Source organism: Mycobacterium sp., assembly GCF_035603715.1.
In the GTDB taxonomy this organism is placed as follows: Bacteria; Actinomycetota; Actinomycetes; order Mycobacteriales; family Mycobacteriaceae; genus Mycobacterium.
In genome coordinates this window covers 1-14,392 of sequence record NZ_DATNJW010000472.1, presented here as the reverse complement: position 1 = coordinate 14,392, position 14,392 = coordinate 1, and the positions used below count along the sequence as shown (strand labels likewise).

At 64.2% G+C, this 14,392-nt stretch carries 13 protein-coding genes and 1 pseudogene; 4 read left to right on the top strand and 10 right to left on the bottom strand.

Annotation, left to right across the window (positions count from 1 at the left end; all coding sequences use genetic code 11):
- Positions 1–177: 177 nt before the first annotated feature.
- Complete coding sequence (locus tag VN856_RS19590; RefSeq protein WP_325692012.1) at positions 178–1,992, top strand: ATP-binding cassette domain-containing protein; 1,815 nt, start codon at positions 178–180, stop codon at positions 1,990–1,992.
- On the opposite strand, the gene VN856_RS19585 is transcribed toward VN856_RS19590, so the two are convergent.
- Together VN856_RS19585 and VN856_RS19580 are read right to left on the bottom strand one after the other, a co-directional pair.
- Entirely contained in the window at positions 1,956–2,693 is a 738-nt protein-coding gene (locus VN856_RS19585) for a ParA family protein (RefSeq protein WP_325692010.1), read from the bottom strand. The genes VN856_RS19590 and VN856_RS19585 overlap by 37 nt on opposite strands.
- Positions 2,693–4,195 (bottom strand): CHAD domain-containing protein, encoded by a 1,503-nt coding sequence (locus VN856_RS19580; RefSeq protein ID WP_325692008.1) that lies wholly within the window; start codon positions 4,193–4,195, stop codon positions 2,693–2,695. Before VN856_RS19580 ends, VN856_RS19585 begins: the two co-directional genes overlap by 1 nt.
- A gap of 155 nt (positions 4,196–4,350) precedes the next feature.
- On the opposite strand from VN856_RS19580, the gene VN856_RS19575 reads away from it, so the two are divergent.
- From VN856_RS19575 to VN856_RS19565, 3 genes and pseudogenes are all read left to right on the top strand, one after another.
- The gene (locus VN856_RS19575) at positions 4,351–6,318 is read left to right on the top strand and encodes an acyl-CoA dehydrogenase (RefSeq protein WP_325692006.1); all 1,968 of its coding nucleotides are present in this window, start codon (positions 4,351–4,353) and stop codon (positions 6,316–6,318) included.
- Positions 6,319–6,420: 102 nt separating this feature from the next.
- Entirely contained in the window at positions 6,421–7,005 is a 585-nt protein-coding gene (locus tag VN856_RS19570) for a rhodanese-like domain-containing protein (RefSeq protein WP_325692004.1), read from the top strand.
- Positions 7,006–7,119: 114 nt separating this feature from the next.
- Positions 7,120–7,254, top strand: a pseudogene (locus VN856_RS19565) (hypothetical protein); the annotation flags it as partial.
- A gap of 18 nt (positions 7,255–7,272) precedes the next feature.
- Here VN856_RS19565 and VN856_RS19560 read toward each other — a convergent pair.
- From VN856_RS19560 to VN856_RS19525, 8 genes are all read right to left on the bottom strand, one after another.
- Positions 7,273–7,632, bottom strand: a complete 360-nt coding sequence (locus VN856_RS19560; RefSeq protein ID WP_325692002.1) for a DUF732 domain-containing protein — start codon at positions 7,630–7,632, stop codon at positions 7,273–7,275.
- Positions 7,629–8,150, bottom strand: coding sequence for a CAP domain-containing protein (locus VN856_RS19555; protein WP_414687004.1), 522 nt, complete (start codon positions 8,148–8,150; stop codon positions 7,629–7,631). Before VN856_RS19555 ends, VN856_RS19560 begins: the two co-directional genes overlap by 4 nt.
- Positions 8,151–8,171: 21 nt before the next feature.
- Positions 8,172–9,068 carry an alpha/beta hydrolase-fold protein gene (locus VN856_RS19550; RefSeq protein ID WP_414687003.1) on the bottom strand — a complete coding sequence of 299 codons (897 nt, stop codon included), beginning with the start codon at positions 9,066–9,068 and terminating at the stop codon, positions 8,172–8,174.
- Positions 9,069–9,090: 22 nt separating this feature from the next.
- Positions 9,091–9,786: a hypothetical protein gene (locus VN856_RS19545; protein ID WP_325692000.1), complete on the bottom strand. Its 696-nt coding sequence runs from the start codon at positions 9,784–9,786 to the stop codon at positions 9,091–9,093.
- The gene (locus tag VN856_RS19540) at positions 9,783–10,439 is read right to left on the bottom strand and encodes an Mce protein (protein WP_325691998.1); all 657 of its coding nucleotides are present in this window, start codon (positions 10,437–10,439) and stop codon (positions 9,783–9,785) included. Before VN856_RS19540 ends, VN856_RS19545 begins: the two co-directional genes overlap by 4 nt.
- Positions 10,397–11,905: an MlaD family protein gene (locus tag VN856_RS19535; RefSeq protein ID WP_325691997.1), complete on the bottom strand. Its 1,509-nt coding sequence runs from the start codon at positions 11,903–11,905 to the stop codon at positions 10,397–10,399. The genes VN856_RS19540 and VN856_RS19535 overlap by 43 nt, the downstream gene beginning before the upstream one ends.
- A gap of 1 nt (position 11,906) precedes the next feature.
- Positions 11,907–13,031, bottom strand: a complete 1,125-nt coding sequence (locus VN856_RS19530) for an MCE family protein (protein WP_325691995.1) — start codon at positions 13,029–13,031, stop codon at positions 11,907–11,909.
- Positions 13,028–14,392, bottom strand: a 1,365-nt coding sequence (locus VN856_RS19525; protein ID WP_325691993.1) for an MCE family protein, incomplete at its 5' end; no start/stop codon positions are given. The genes VN856_RS19530 and VN856_RS19525, both read right to left, overlap by 4 nt.

Sequence of the window (14,392 nt, the reverse complement as noted above, 5' to 3'; positions counted from 1 at the left end):
CCGCTTCAGCCACCTCCACCGCCGCTTCAGCCACCTCCACCGCCGCTTCAGTCACCTCCACCGCCGATTCAGCCAGCTCCACCGCCACCACCGCAGCAGCCCGAGCCGGAGTCGCCGCCGGCCTTCCCTCCGCCTGCGCCGAGGCGGGCGGCGGTCACTGCGCGGCTTACCGGTGCGATGCAAAAGCTGCTGCCGCGACGGCCGCAACCCCGGCCGCAGGAGCCCGCACCGACCACTCAGCTGCACCAGCCCGCCGAGGAAAAGGTCCCATCGCCGTCGCCGGAACGGGTGAGCATCACCGGTGCGCTGCAGGCACGTCGGGTGCGGCTGAGCGTCGATGGCGAGCAGGCGCTGGCAGATCTGTCCTTCACCGCGTCACCGGGCACGGTGACCGCAGTCGTCGGGCTTTCAGAAGCGAGCACGTCCGCTCTGGTCGACGTACTCGGCGGCGCGATCCAACCAACCGGCGGCACAGTCGATTTCGACGGCCACGATGTCGCCGCAGATGACGTGCGACCGCATGTCGGACTGGTGCCGCATCACGATCTGCTGCATCCGCAACTGACCCTCGAGCAAGCCTTGCGCTATGCCGCCGAATTGCGTTTGCCACCAAGTACTTCCGCTGATCGCCGCCGCGAGGTGGTGCACTCGGCACTCGAGAAGACGGGGCTGAGCGCGCTACGCACCGTCAAGACGGGCAAGCTGACAGTCGACCAGCGAAAGCGCGCATCGCTGGCGGTGGAATTGCTGACCGAACCGTCGCTGCTGGTTTTCGACGAGCCGACTGCCGACCTCGATTCCGCAGCGGAACAAGAGATGTCGGAAACGCTGCGGCGACTCGCCGATGAGGGGCGTGTCGTCGTGGTGGTGACCACCGCGCCCAGCAACCTCGACGCCTGCGACCGGGTGCTGGTGCTGACGCCAACGGGCATTCCGGTGTTCGCCGACGCACCCTCGCAGATCGGCACGCAGCTGGGTTCGACCGACTGGGCGGTAATCCTCAAGCGTGTCCGCTCCGATCCATACGGCGCACACGACGCGTACCTGGCCCGCCAACAAGATGCACCGGCCGCGGACCCGGAGCCACTGGAGTCCGTCGAGCACCCCGCTCCGCCGCCGCTCCCAAGCCTGTTGCGCCAGAGCATCATCGCCGCCCGACGGCAGGCCTGGTTGACGGTGGCCGATCAGCGCTACTTCATCTTCCTGACCATCCTGCCGTTGGTTATCGGCGCAATCTCGCTGCTGGTGCCCGGGGACGCGGGTCTGGGCCCGGCGAGTCGGTACGGCAGCAGCCCCGACCAGGCCCTCGAGATCCTCGCGGTGCTCGTCGTCGGTGCCGTCCTGATGGGCACGGCGCTGGGGATCCGCGACCTGTTCGGCGAGCAGCGCATCTTCCGGCGCGAACAAGCGCACGGTTTGTCCGCGTCGGCATTTCTGGCCGGCAAGGTCATCGTCTACAGCCTCATCGCTATCGTCCAGACCGCCGTCATCAGCATCGTTGCGACCGTCGGCACCGAAGCGCCCGCCCACGGCGGCGCTTTACTTGGCCACGGGAAGCTCGGGGCCACCGTCGAGTTGTTCATCGCGCTGGCCGTCACCGCCATCGTCTCGGCGATGGTCGCGCTCGGCTTCTCATTACTTGCGACGTACTCGGAGCAGATCCTGCTGATCGCCGTGCTGATCGTTCTGATCTCGTTGGTGTTCGCCGGGGCGCTGTTCCCGATATCCGGCCGGGTTCCGCTGGAGCAGATCGCCGGACTGGTGCCGTCTCGATGGGGTTTCGCCGCCGCGGCTGCCACCGTCGACGTACACGCGGTCAATCCGCTAGCCGAGGCCGATGACTCGTGGAAGCACTCGTCGGGCCAGTGGCTGCGCGACATGGGCGTCCTGATCGGATTCGGTGTAATCGCCACCGCCGCGTTGCGCTGGCGATTGAGGCGGCCGTCGCGTCGGCATCAACTCCCGTTGATCTCCGACCACAACGCTCTATAGCAATGTGACGCGGCGCTGTGCGGCGCGAAAGCCGTCACCGGCCCTCGCTGTTCGGCCATCTGCTCGATGATCGACAACGCCGGAATCGCGGTCGTCAGGATTCCCTCTCGTTGGGTGGACAGGTGTTGCACCAGGTCGCAATGCAACCGCTTGCGCCGGTCCACCATCGAAAAGAACGCCTGCACCTGCGGTTGACGGCCGTCGAAATCGCTGACGAAGCTTGTCAATTGATCGAAGGTGCGAACCGACAACGTCGCCGGGATCATCGGCACCAGCAGGGTATCGACGGCGTGCAGGACGTTTTCCGACAACAACGAAATGCTCGGTGGACAGTCGAGGAAGACGAGGTCGTACTGACCTTCCATCGGTCGCAACAGCTGGCGGATCCGTCGCGTCGGTCGTTTCATGTCATCGAGCTGCACATCCATATTGCGGTAGCTGAAATCGGCTGGCAGCAAATCGAGTCCGTCGAAATCGGTCGCCTTGATCGCATCGTCGAGGGTTCGCGAGCCGTCAACGAGAGCCCGGCCACCGCCCTTGACTTTGGGCCGCACCCGGAACATGTAGGTCGCCGCACCCTGCGGGTCGAGGTCCCATAGCAATACGTTGTAACCGCCCCGCGCGGCAAGGTGCGCCAGGTTCACTGCGGTCGATGTCTTGCCCACGCCGCCTTTGATGTTGTACGTCGCATAGATCTTCATCAGCGCACGAGTGCTTTCACCAGAGCCCGGTTTTCATCGGCCAGAAACGGTTGTAACCGGCCGGCTAGCGCGGCCCGCGCTTTCAGCTGATGGGTGTCGAGTTGGGCGGCCATCTCCCCCATCGCCAACACCGTCTCCGGCGGTGCCGCCCCCTGCTCCATCATCGCCGCGGCGAATTCGCGGACAGCTTCGCGCTGCACCTCGCCGTCCTGGAAGTCGCCGAGAGTGTCCTGCAGCGACTTGAGCTCTTTGAGCAACCGACGGTGTGCCGTCTTGGCGCACACCGGCCGAAACACCTCGAGCAGGTAGCGCAGCTCCTTGCACCGCTTGCGTAGTGCATGCACGTCGTCGCTCGGCGATTCCTCGGTGATGCGTTTACCGCGCCGCACTGCGCTTTGGTAGGCCCGCGTGATGCGCTGACGTGCCAGCATCGCGACCGTCGGGCCGCCCTCGGCGTCGGCGGTCACTTGGGCCAGCGCGTCGCGCCATTCGGCCATCAGCTGCTCGAAACGCCGTGATCGCAGCCCGCGCACCAGCCGCCGCCGTTCGGCAGTGCGGTGCCGCACCAGAAACGAACGGAACGGGTCGAGGTCGTGTGGAGCTGCCGACGTGAGTCGAGCAGCCATGGCGTCGAACTCGAGCAAATACACATCGAGATCGCGCACCGGCGTCGTCAGATCGCCCAGCCATTTGAATTCCGGTTGGAACCGCTCGGCGAGGTTCTCGGGCAGTACGTCGCCGGCGAGCTTGAGAATCGAACGGGTCCGGCGCACCGCAACCCGTAGATCGTGCAGGAATTCGATGTCGATCGACGCGATCGTGCCCGGCGCATTCTCCTCGATGGCCGCCGCAAACCCGGCCAGCATTTCCGCAACCGCCACCGCTGCCGGCGTTTCGGCCCGCAGCTGCGGCGGGCCGCCGTCTCCGTTCACGGGACTGCGGCTTGCGTGGATCAACGCGAGGTCGTACGGCGTCGTCGTCACTGCGGTGAGCCCGTCCACACGGGCCAGCAGACGAGTGATCCGGTCACCGGCGGCGTCGTAGCCGCGCAGCGGCTGGATCCGCAGCTGACTGGTGCCGTCGTCGACGCTTTCGGTCAGCAGACGGGCAACGGTTTTGTCGTCGGCATTGAGGACGCGGCTTTCCTGGGTGGCGCCGTGCACGGTGACAACCGGGATCAGGGCACGCGGAGCAATGATCGGCGCCAGCGAATCGCGGAGCAGCCCGGGCGGCAGATCGTGCACCTGGGCGGGCCATTTCAGTCCGGCCAGCGGGGCCTGCAACCGGGATCCATCGGGCAACTGCAGGATCAGCGGCCCACCTTCGACGTACTCCAGCGAAATCCCCGCGGAGTGCAGCCGCCAATCAAAGGTATCCAGCCAGGTGCGCGAGACCGTCTGCTCCGGTCCGGCGGCCACCACGAACCTGGGCTGCAGGGCCGCAGCGACGACGTCCATCTCAACCGCGCCCTCCTTGCTGAAAGCGCGGGTGGTCCTTTCCATGTCACACCTTCCATTGGCCACATGCGCGTGGCTGCGGAGGAGACTATAGACACCTTTGGTTAACGGAACGTTCAACTTGGCGTCGAGCCGTCCAATGTCGGCTGACCTGCCGGAGCTTACCTTCGGCCGTAAATCTCGATCGGTTACCGTCGGGTATGACCACTACTGCGGAACATCTGCGCAACTCTCTGGACGGACGCTTTCGCGACGTGAAGAACCAGATGCGTGAGCGTCTGACCGACGAGATCTTCCGCCCGCACTACACGCCGAACACGGTGATCGCCCGCACCAAGGTGGCCGAGCAGTTGAGCATCATGGCCGCCGAGGGTGCGGCCGAGGACAGCTTCCGCAAAGAGCACGGCGGCAACGGCAACGTCGGCGCCGCGGTCACGATGATCGAGATGCTCGCCATGTCGGACCTGTCGCTGATGGTCAAGGCGGGTGTGCAGTGGGGCCTGTTCGGCGGCGCCGTGGAGAACCTCGGCACCGAGCGCCACCACGAGGCCTACGTCAAGAAGATCATCAACCTCGAGCTGCGCGGTTGCTTCGCAATGACCGAGACCGGTCACGGCAGCGATGTCCAGGCGCTGGAGACGACGGCGACGTACGACGCCGACACCGAAGAGTTTGTGATCCACTCCGAAACTCCGAACGCACGCAAGGACTACATCGGCGGAGCCGCCGAAACCGCCACCATCGCTGCGGTTTTCGCGCAACTCATCACCACCGAGAACGGCGAGCAGGTCAAGCACGGCGTGCATTGTCTACTCGTGCCGATCCGCGACGACGAAGGCAACGACCTGCCCGGCGTGACTACGTCGGACTGTCACTACAAGGGCGGGCTTCCGGGCGTCGACAACGGTCGCATCGTGTTCGATCACGTCCGGGTTCCGCGGGTCAACCTGCTGAACAAGTACGGCGACGTTGCGGCCGACGGCACTTACAGCTCGGACATCGAGAATCCCAACCGCCGGTTCTTCACGATGATCGGCACGCTGATCCGCGGACGAGTCACGGTCGGCGGCAGCGCCGGCAACGCGGCGCGGGTAGCCCTGGACATTGCGACCCGATACGCCTTGCAGCGCAAGCAGTTCAGCGCACCCGACGACGATGACAACGAAGTGTTGATCATGGACTACCTCGTGCATCAGCGCAGGCTGTTCCCGTTGATCGCCAAGTCGTACGCGCTGCAGTTCGCCCAGAACGAGCTGGTTTCCAAAACCCACGATCTGCAGACGGCCGACTCCCCTGATGCCGAGGAGCAACGTGAGTTGGAATCGCGGGCCGCCGGGCTGAAAGCCGCGAACACCTGGCACGCCTCCACTGCCATTCAGGAAGCCCGTGAAGCATGCGGCGGCGCGGGTTATTTGGCGGACAACCGACTGATCGCGCTGCGCGCCGACACCGACGTGTTCACCACGTTTGAGGGCGATAACCACGTGCTGACCCAGCTGGTGGCCAAGGAGCTGTTGACCGCCTACGCCGACGACATCAAGGGCATGAGCCCGGTCGAGTGGGTGCGGTTCGCCGCCAACTTCGCCGGCGAGCGGGTGCTGAAACGCACTGCGGCCGAGACGATTATGCAAAGAATCATCGACGCCCGACAGGACAACGAAGAAGAAGGCAGCCTGTTCAACCGCGGCACCCAAGTCCAGATGTTCGAGGACCGCGAGGAATACATGATTGCCTCCGTCGCGCGTCGGCTGCAGGCCAAGTCGAAAGAGATGTCCGCGTTCGATGCGTTCAACTCGGTGCAAGACCACGTGCTGCACGCCGCGAAAGCACACATCGACCGAGTGGTACTGGAGGCGTTCGTCGCCGGGATCGACGCCTGCGAAGACGACGAGGCGCGTGAGGTTCTCGAGCTGGTCTGCGACCTCTATGCGCTGACGGTGATCGAGGACGACAAGGCCTGGTATGTCGAGCACCGATACCTGTCCACCGAGCGCGCCAAGGCGGTCACCCGTGCCATCAACGACCGGTGCAGGCTGCTACGCCCCCATGCGCGAACCCTGGTCGACGGGTTCGGGATCCCCGAGCCGCTGCGATACGCCGAGATGCTGCACCCGGAGAACCTGCCCCAGCCGACTACTGATTCTGATTCGGCACTGCACCACGGGTGACGAGTTTCCCGCCCCGGCAAGACTCACGGCGATCGAAACTCGCTCGTCAACGGATCGAGCGGGTAACCCTCGATAAGCCTGACGTCCACGACGGGAGTGATCATGACCGCTGCCATTACATCGACCGAACTGCGCGACCGCATTGCCTCGAACACGCAGCTGCGGATCCTCGACGTGCGCACCCCCGCCGAATTCGAGACCGCACACATCGACGGGTCCTACAACGTGCCTCTCGACGTGTTGAAAGACCACGGCTCGGAGGTCGCCGAACGGCTCGATCAGGGCCACGACGTCGTGCTGGTATGCCGCTCCGGTCAGCGCGCGACGCAAGCCGCAGAGTTGCTGCGGAGCACCGGCGCACCGGGCGGAAGTGTCCTGCAGAACGGAATTACGGACTGGGAGGGCCACGGGTTTGCGGTCAATCGCGGCGTTGCGCGCTGGGATCTAGAGCGCCAGGTGCGCCTGGTCGCCGGATCGATCGTGCTGTCGTCGGTGCTCGGCAGCATCGCCGTCCCGCGCCTCAAATGGCTGGCCGCGGCGATCGGGGCCGGCTTGAGCTACGCGGCCATCTCCAATACCTGCGCTATGGGGACCGCTCTGTCGAAGTTGCCGTACAACCGCGGCGCCACAGCCGATGCGGAGACGGTCCTCTCCCGGCTCGCGAAGCGCGCAAGCGCCGATCGTTGAATTCAGCGCAAGTCAAGCGCGGACCTCGACCTAGGCGGTTTCACCGGGTGGCCGGCACACCAGCGCGATAGGCTTGATCATCTTGACCAGGATCAGCGACGGAGGGTTAGTCAGATGGATCCGAACCCGGACTATGACGCCAGCGACGAGCTGCAATACGGCATCGCGTCGTACGCATGGCTCCTCCGGGGCGTCTACCCGCCGCCGGCCTACGTGCCCGATTTGGGTAACGCCGACAACGGGGGATAGTTCAGCTTCGCTGCTGAGTCACTGCGGCGGCGGCACGTAACCGCCGGCCGTGTTGCGCAACTGCCACAGCTGGGCCGGGCAGTAGATGTTCACCGCGTTCGAGATCAGATAATTGGCTGAGTACTCGTCGTTGGGCAGCACGTCCTTTTTCACATCGCCGAGGACCCGGGCGTAGCCGGCGCCGCCGGTGATCTTGTCGCAAATGCCGTGGGCATAGCTGATGGCGTCCGCGGTGTTCGCGAAACTGTATTGCTTGCGCACGGTGGTGTCATAGATGAACTCGATATCGGGAGCCGGAACGGCGTGCGCCGGCGGCGTTGCAGCGCCGCTCAATGTCGCGGCGACAAGGACGGCTGCCAGCCACCTACCGCGCTTCATCCGGGTTGCCCGTACACAGCGACAAGAACGCTGCGGTCGACACTGTTCTCTGACCACACGCCGATCTGAGTATTGGCGCAATTCGACATGATCGCCATGTAGTCGGGGCGGTAATACCAATTACCCATGACATCAAGGTCATTGATGCTCAACGACTGGTTGATCGCCACGGTCTCGGCGACCGTGCCGTTGTAGCCGGCGCCGCGGGCACGGTCGGCCACCGACGACCCGTCGGACCCGGTGTCCGCATCCAGCCCGCGATTGTTGAGCACATCGACCGTGTGGCGCTGCGCGGCGGCCTGTAGCTGCGGGTTGATCTTCAGGTTGGTTTTGCAGCCGGCCTGCCTCTTGATGGTGTCGACGTTGACCACGATGCCGTTGTTGAGCCGGTCGTTGTTGCCGGGAACCCCGGGAGCGGCCGATGCAACGTTGATCACGCTGGGGGCAATGAGCGCGGCGCCCACCGCCGATAGTATCGAGATGAGCCGTGCACGTTGGCGAATGCGCTTGTCGGTCATGTCATCTCATCCTTCGTATCCCTAGCGGATGTTCGCGGCGAGGTCACCGGACATTGCACCGAGCTGGTGTCCCCACGTCGGCCAGTCGTTGCCGCCGCCACGGCCCAGGTCGAAGTGGCCGTTCTTGCCGCCGACATCTCGATAGTGTGAGTAGAACTGCGCGTTGGTGCCTTGGGAGATATCGCCGTAACCGGCCATCGCCCCCTGGTCGGTCGGCGCATCGCTGCCCGGGCTGTAAATCCACAGCCGCGCATCGTTATCCACCAGCTGCTGGATGTGCTGATTGGGCGAATGCCACTTCCAACGACCCAGCTGCGGCAACCCCCACATGTGATCGGTATCGGCTCCGCCCTGTCTGAGCGCCGCTGTGATGGTCCCGTCCACACCGGCACGTTCAGGGGTGAGGAATCCCGAGAACGACCCGGCATAGCGGAACCGATCAGGATGGAACGTGACCAGCGCGGCGGCCGCGTAACCGCCTTGGGAGACACCGACGACACCATGCCCGCCCGGAGCCAAGCCCTTGTTGGCGGCAAGCCAATCCGGCAACTCACTGGACAGGAAGGTCTCCCATTGCTTGCTGGCGTCCTGCTCCCAGTTGGTGTACATGCTGTAGGCGCCGCCCGCCGGCGCCACTACCGAAATGCCCTTGCCGGCAAGGGTGTTGAATCCATTGCCCGCCGTCACCCAGTTACTCACATCTGGTCCCGCGTTGAACCCGTCCAAGAGATATGCGGCGTGCGGGCCGCCGGCCAGGAAGGCCACCGGGATGTCACGGCCCATCGATGGTGACGGCACCATCAGGCTCTCGAAGCCGGCCGCCTTTGCGGTTCCGCCTGAAATAAGGCTTGCTGCAACGCACCCGGTTGCCAGCGCGATAGCCGAAAGCCGCCGGAAACCCATCGACACACGTTTCATCCTTGCCTCACTTGTCCATCGCTCACACGGGGTCGAACTGCGAGATGAGCCATCGACCGTCGACCTTCTCGAGACTGACGCGCACGCTCGACGTGCTCTGCGTCGGCGCATCGTTGCCGATCGTGGTGGTCTGGTCGACGAAAACCAGTACCACCGCGTGCTTTCCGGTCGCCAGTACCGACGCCGCCGCGGGCACGGTGGCCACCGCGGTAATGTGCTGCTGTTTGGCCCCGGGCGCGACGACGTCGTTCACGAGCTGTGTGTATTGCTGACGGAAGGGCTCGGAGAGACGGTCGGCGGCAACCTTCAAGTCGCGGTCTACGGTTTCGGGCTTGTACGACAGGATCGCGATAGTGCTCTCGGAGGCCGCCCGCACCGATGCCTCTGCGGCCGCGCGCGATTCGCGCGCCGTGCCGTCGAGCCATTTCAGGTAACCGACCCCGAGAGCGAGAATCAACGCCAGTACCGGCAGTCCCGCAACCAGCAGACGTGTCCAGGAGAACCGGCTGCTTCGCTCGACCGGCGCTTCCGACGTGTCGTTCTCGCCTTCTACTTCTTCGGGGTCGAGCAGGTCCGCCTCGTCAGCTGCCTCCGCCTCATCGGCGAGGTCATCGCGCTCGGCCGGGTCGTCGACCGACGACTCGTCGGCGACGGGGTCGGTGCCATCGGACATCGCGGAGTCCTCTTCCTGCGCTGCTAATGCGGTTCGGCTACTCACGGTACGAACTCCACATTCGACACCTTGGCGCTATCCCCTGTCTTGTCAACGGTGAGACGCATCCGCCATCGGCGCGGCTCCTGGTCTGGCGGGGCCCCGGCCATTGACGTCTTCACCGCAACTGCGACAAGCACTTGCGCCTGGTCCTTCGCATACGACAACAAACCCGCTTCGGAGATGCTGCCCTCCGATTTGGACTGCACTTTCTTGACGACTTCGACGAATGGTTGGGAGCGGTTTTGGAATTCGTCGTGGAAGGCGCCGGTCGCCGAATCCAGGACCCGCTTGATGTCGGCATCGACCTCGGTGTAGTTGATCGTGGTCAAGTTGATCGCGGTCTGCCGCGCGACTTGCACATACAGGTTGCGCTGCGCCTGCACCTGATTGTCTTGGTGGACGCGGAATCCCAGCCAGCCTCCCAGGCCGAGCAAAGCCACGATGATGGCGACCCCGACGGCGATCGGTCCCGGAATGCTCGAAACCCATTTCGGCACCCGCCTTTTGTCGGTGTGGCCGGCGCCATCTTCTTCGGCATCGATATCCTCGGCATCGATGTCCTCGGCATCGATGTCCACAGCAGTGCTTTCGACGTCGACCTGCTCTGTGCCGGCTACTGATTCGGCTTTTTCGGCGGCACCATCATGCTCTGCCATGTCTTACCTTTCGAAGTAAAGGCCAGGTCGGACTCGCTGTAGGCGCGGCCGTCCGGCCCTACATAATTTCCGGTCGCCGGGTCGTAGGGAATGGCTAACGCCGGTTTCGGCGCCGCCGGATCAACTGGGGGGTGCCAGTTCTCGCCCGGCGAGTACGGTGGCCCGCCCCTCGGGTACTGCGGCACACTCTGGCCGCTCAACGTCGCGTTCGGATCACCCTTCCAGAACAGGCCGTCGTTCAGCGGGACGTACTGCTCATCGCTCTCGCACATCTCAACGGTCGGTGCTCGCTTGCCCGGCTTGGTCTCGCAGGGCACGTTACGAACGCCACGGACGTTCATGTCGGAGTTCTGCGGGATGCGGCAGTACAACTCGCCGTTGGTGCGGTCGGGATAGTCCTCGCGCACCGGGATTCGCTGCTGCTGCACCGGTAGGAACCCGGCGTTGCATGGTGGCGGCGAGTTCAGGTTCAAGTTGAAGTCGAGATAGATGCCTTTGTAGTCCATCTTGGCGACTCGGTCGGGCACGATGATCGACGACATCACCGCGGTCCCCTGCGGAAACATGACCAACAGCTGCTCGAGGTCGTTTCGGTAGTTCAGCGCGATCGTGCCCAGACTGACCAAGTTGGCCAGCAGCACCGGCAACGTCGGCGCTAACCGATCGAACAGCGCGGTGCCTTCGTCGAGCGCCGGACCGGCGGTGTTGAGCAGGTCGGCGAACCTGTCGTCTTGTGCCTTCACCTGACTGGTGATCGCGTTGACCCGCCGCGCCCACGTCGCGATCGAATCCGAGGTTCGCACCTGGGAGCTGGCAACCGGGGGAAACTCGTCGATCAGCCGGGAGAACGAGTCGGTGGTCTTGCCGGCGTCGATCGCCAACGCGGTGCCGCCATCGACGAGCCTGGACAGCTCCGGCCCCAGACCCGCGACGGCCTTCGACGCTTCATCGACGACGGTGTGCAGGTTGTCCTGCGGGATCGCCGCGAGTGCCTTGTTGGTTGTGTCCAGCAGGGATCCGATGTCAACCGGGATCTGTGTCTTGCCGACCGCGATCACATCGCCATTGCGCAATTTCGGGCCGGTGTCGATGCCGTGACCGGAATGCGGCGTGAGTTCCAGGAATTGCTCGCCGACGGCCGAGCGGCTGTGCACCGCGGCTGTCACGTCGGAGGGAATCGCAATGTCGGATTTCAGCGAAAGGACGGCGCGAACCCCGTTCTGGGTGACGTCGACCGATTTGACGCTGCCGACTTCGCTACCGCGATAGTTCACCACCGACGTCTGATACAGACCACCCGAGGCCGGCAGATCGACAGTCACGGTATAGCGGCCAATACCAAGTAGCGCAGGCACTTTCACGAAGCCGAACGCCATCACAGCGATAGAAAGCAACGTAACCGATGCGAGGATGGTCAACTGTGTCCAGATTCGGCGGGACAGCCGCAGTGAGCTCGAACGCGACATGCTAGTAACCCCCCCAGTGGTAGGCCGCGATCAACGGATTGACCGCGGTGTACGGGCTGGGCATCTGGCCGATCGTTCGGCCCCACTGCATCTCGAGTTCGGTGAGGTTTCCTTCCCACTTCGACCCGGTGAAGAAACCGCTGTCCAGACGGCTCAGGGTCAGGTCGACGATAAGCGAGATGTTGGCGAAGTCACCCCGAAACCAATTGGGGACTGTGCTTTTCACCCACGGGAGCGTGGAAAGGAAATCCAGGCCTCTGGTCAGCGCGGGCCCGGCGTTCGCCAGCTCCCGCAGCGCGGGTGCGAGGTTGCGGAAGTTGTCGACGAGCGACTTTTTGCTCTGCTGGATCGTCGAGGCGGCGACGGCGCTGAACTGGCCTACCTTGTCGATCGCGTCGACCAATGTCTTCCGGGTATCGGACAAAACTCCCAGCGCCTGCGGGATCGTCGTGAGCGCCTTATCGACCACTGGGTCTTTGTCCGCTACCTGGCCGACCAACGAGTTGAGACTGTCGATGGCCGTGATGATGTCGTCTGTCTGCTTTTTCGTCTCGGTGACAAAGATGTCCAGCTGAGTCAACAGGCTGCGCATCTCTTTTTCACGACCCGCCAACGCCGTCGCGAAAGTCCGGGTGATCTCTTGAATATGACCCAGACCGCCGCCATTGAGCAGAATCGCCACCGACGCCAGGGTCTGCTCGGTGGTCGGGTATGTCGCGGCTCTGGCCAGCGGAATCACCGAGCCGTTTTTCAGCTGCCCGCGCGGTGCCTCGTCGGTCGGCGGCGCCAGCTCGATGTGCATGGAGCCCAACAGACTGGTTTGGCCGACTTTGGCGGTGCTGTTCGCCGGCAGGTGAATATCGCCGTTGATCCGCATGGTCACCAGGGCATGCCAGTCCTGTACCTCGATCTTGGTGACGTTGCCGATGTTGACGTCGGCGACCCGCACCCGGGTATTCGGCTGAATGACCACGACGTCAGGTAGTTGAGCTTGGATGGTGTACGCGCCGTCGCCCTTACCCTGGGTTCCCGGCAGCGGTAGCGAGTTGAGACCCCGCCATCCCCCGCAACTCGTCAGCAAGCACAAGCACGAGATGGCGAGTGCCGCAGACAATATGCGCCTCACGGTGTACCTCCGGGGGGCGCCGGTGCGGCCGCCGGCACCATCAAGCCCGGCAGCCCCGCGTGGGGGTCAGTGGACCGGACCGCAGTCGGCGCGGGCGGCACCGCGCCACCCGGCAACGCTTGCGGCGAGACCGGTGGCGGTGCGTCAGCGGGCGGCGGGCCACCCGGCGCGCCCGGCGGCGGTACGTGCGGGTTGAGCTTGTCCTCGCTGTAGGTGAGCTCATTGGGACGTGCCGATGCACCCACGAACGGGTTGAGACCTATGGGCAGGTAGTTGTACTGGCGGTTTTTGATGATCGGAGACAGATACTGCTCGCATAACTTCGCCGACCGGTTCCTCCCGACGAGCCCGTCGGATTCGATTGAACCGCAGATGGATTGGACGGTGTCGGCAAAGTTCGACAGGGCCAGAATCCCGGTCACCGCGCTCTGCGCCGGTTGATAGATGTTCAGGAAGTTCTGGAACACGTTCGGCGCGACGTGCAGGGTCTGCTTTATGTCACGGCGGCTGTCGTTCAATGCCGTGGTGATTTCGTTGAGGTGGTCGAAGGTCGTACCGATGGCCTCGCGGTTCTCGGCGACGAAGGGACGCAGGTCGTTGACGGCGCCGTCCAATCCCGCAATGGCCTGGCCCCACTCGTTGGGAGTATTGGTCATCACCGTGGTGATGTTGGCCAAGTTCTTGTTGAACGACGCCAGCAGCTCGCTGCTCGAGGTCAGCGCGGAGACGAATGTCTCCAGGTTGCGCAGCGTGCTGAAAATATCGGTGCTGTGGTCGCCGAGCGCTGACACCGCCTGCGAGAGCTTGATGACGGTGTCGCGCGCGGTGTCACCCTCGCCGCGCAGGTTCGCGGCCGAGGTGTTGACGAATTGCCCCAGCGCGCTTGTTCCGCCCTCCGTCGTCGGTTGCAGGGACTCGGTCAGCTTCTCCAACTGCTTACGCAGGTCGTCCCACTCGACGGGGACCGCGGTCCGCTCCTCCGGAATGGTCGCGCCGTCAGCAAGTTTCGGGCCGCCGGAGTACACCGGGACGAGCTGGATCGCGCGCGAAGTGACCAGTGACGGCGACAAGATCGCCGCACGCACATCGGCGGGAACCGGATACTGCGACTCGACGGTGAACGTGACCTTCGCCGCGTTGGGCTGCGGCTCGATCTTCTCGATTGTTCCGACCGCGACGCCGAGAATGCGGATCTCGTCGCCGGTGTAGACACCGTTGGTGTTCGGGAAGTAGGCGATGTAGGTGTTCCGGGTCACCTGCTTCCACCACGGCGTCACCATCATGCTGATCCCGAGGGCGAGGGTGAGGACCAGGCTGATCGCGGTCGCGATCTGAACGGTCCGTCGACGTTTGGCATTCCA

What these genes read in the sequence shown, in the direction of transcription:
- VN856_RS19590 (WP_325692012.1), top strand. Translation starts at nt 178, where the DNA reads ATGCAAAAGCTGCTGCCGCGACGGCCGCAACCCCGGCCGCAGGAGCCC.
- VN856_RS19585 (WP_325692010.1), bottom strand. Translation starts at nt 2,693, where the DNA reads ATGAAGATCTATGCGACGTACAACATCAAAGGCGGCGTGGGCAAGACA.
- VN856_RS19580 (WP_325692008.1), bottom strand. Translation starts at nt 4,195, where the DNA reads ATGGAAAGGACCACCCGCGCTTTCAGCAAGGAGGGCGCGGTTGAGATG.
- VN856_RS19575 (WP_325692006.1), top strand. Translation starts at nt 4,351, where the DNA reads ATGACCACTACTGCGGAACATCTGCGCAACTCTCTGGACGGACGCTTT.
- VN856_RS19570 (WP_325692004.1), top strand. Translation starts at nt 6,421, where the DNA reads ATGACCGCTGCCATTACATCGACCGAACTGCGCGACCGCATTGCCTCG.
- VN856_RS19560 (WP_325692002.1), bottom strand. Translation starts at nt 7,632, where the DNA reads ATGAAGCGCGGTAGGTGGCTGGCAGCCGTCCTTGTCGCCGCGACATTG.
- VN856_RS19555 (WP_414687004.1), bottom strand. Translation starts at nt 8,150, where the DNA reads ATGACCGACAAGCGCATTCGCCAACGTGCACGGCTCATCTCGATACTA.
- VN856_RS19550 (WP_414687003.1), bottom strand. Translation starts at nt 9,068, where the DNA reads ATGAAACGTGTGTCGATGGGTTTCCGGCGGCTTTCGGCTATCGCGCTG.
- VN856_RS19540 (WP_325691998.1), bottom strand. Translation starts at nt 10,439, where the DNA reads ATGGCAGAGCATGATGGTGCCGCCGAAAAAGCCGAATCAGTAGCCGGC.
- VN856_RS19535 (WP_325691997.1), bottom strand. Translation starts at nt 11,905, where the DNA reads ATGTCGCGTTCGAGCTCACTGCGGCTGTCCCGCCGAATCTGGACACAG.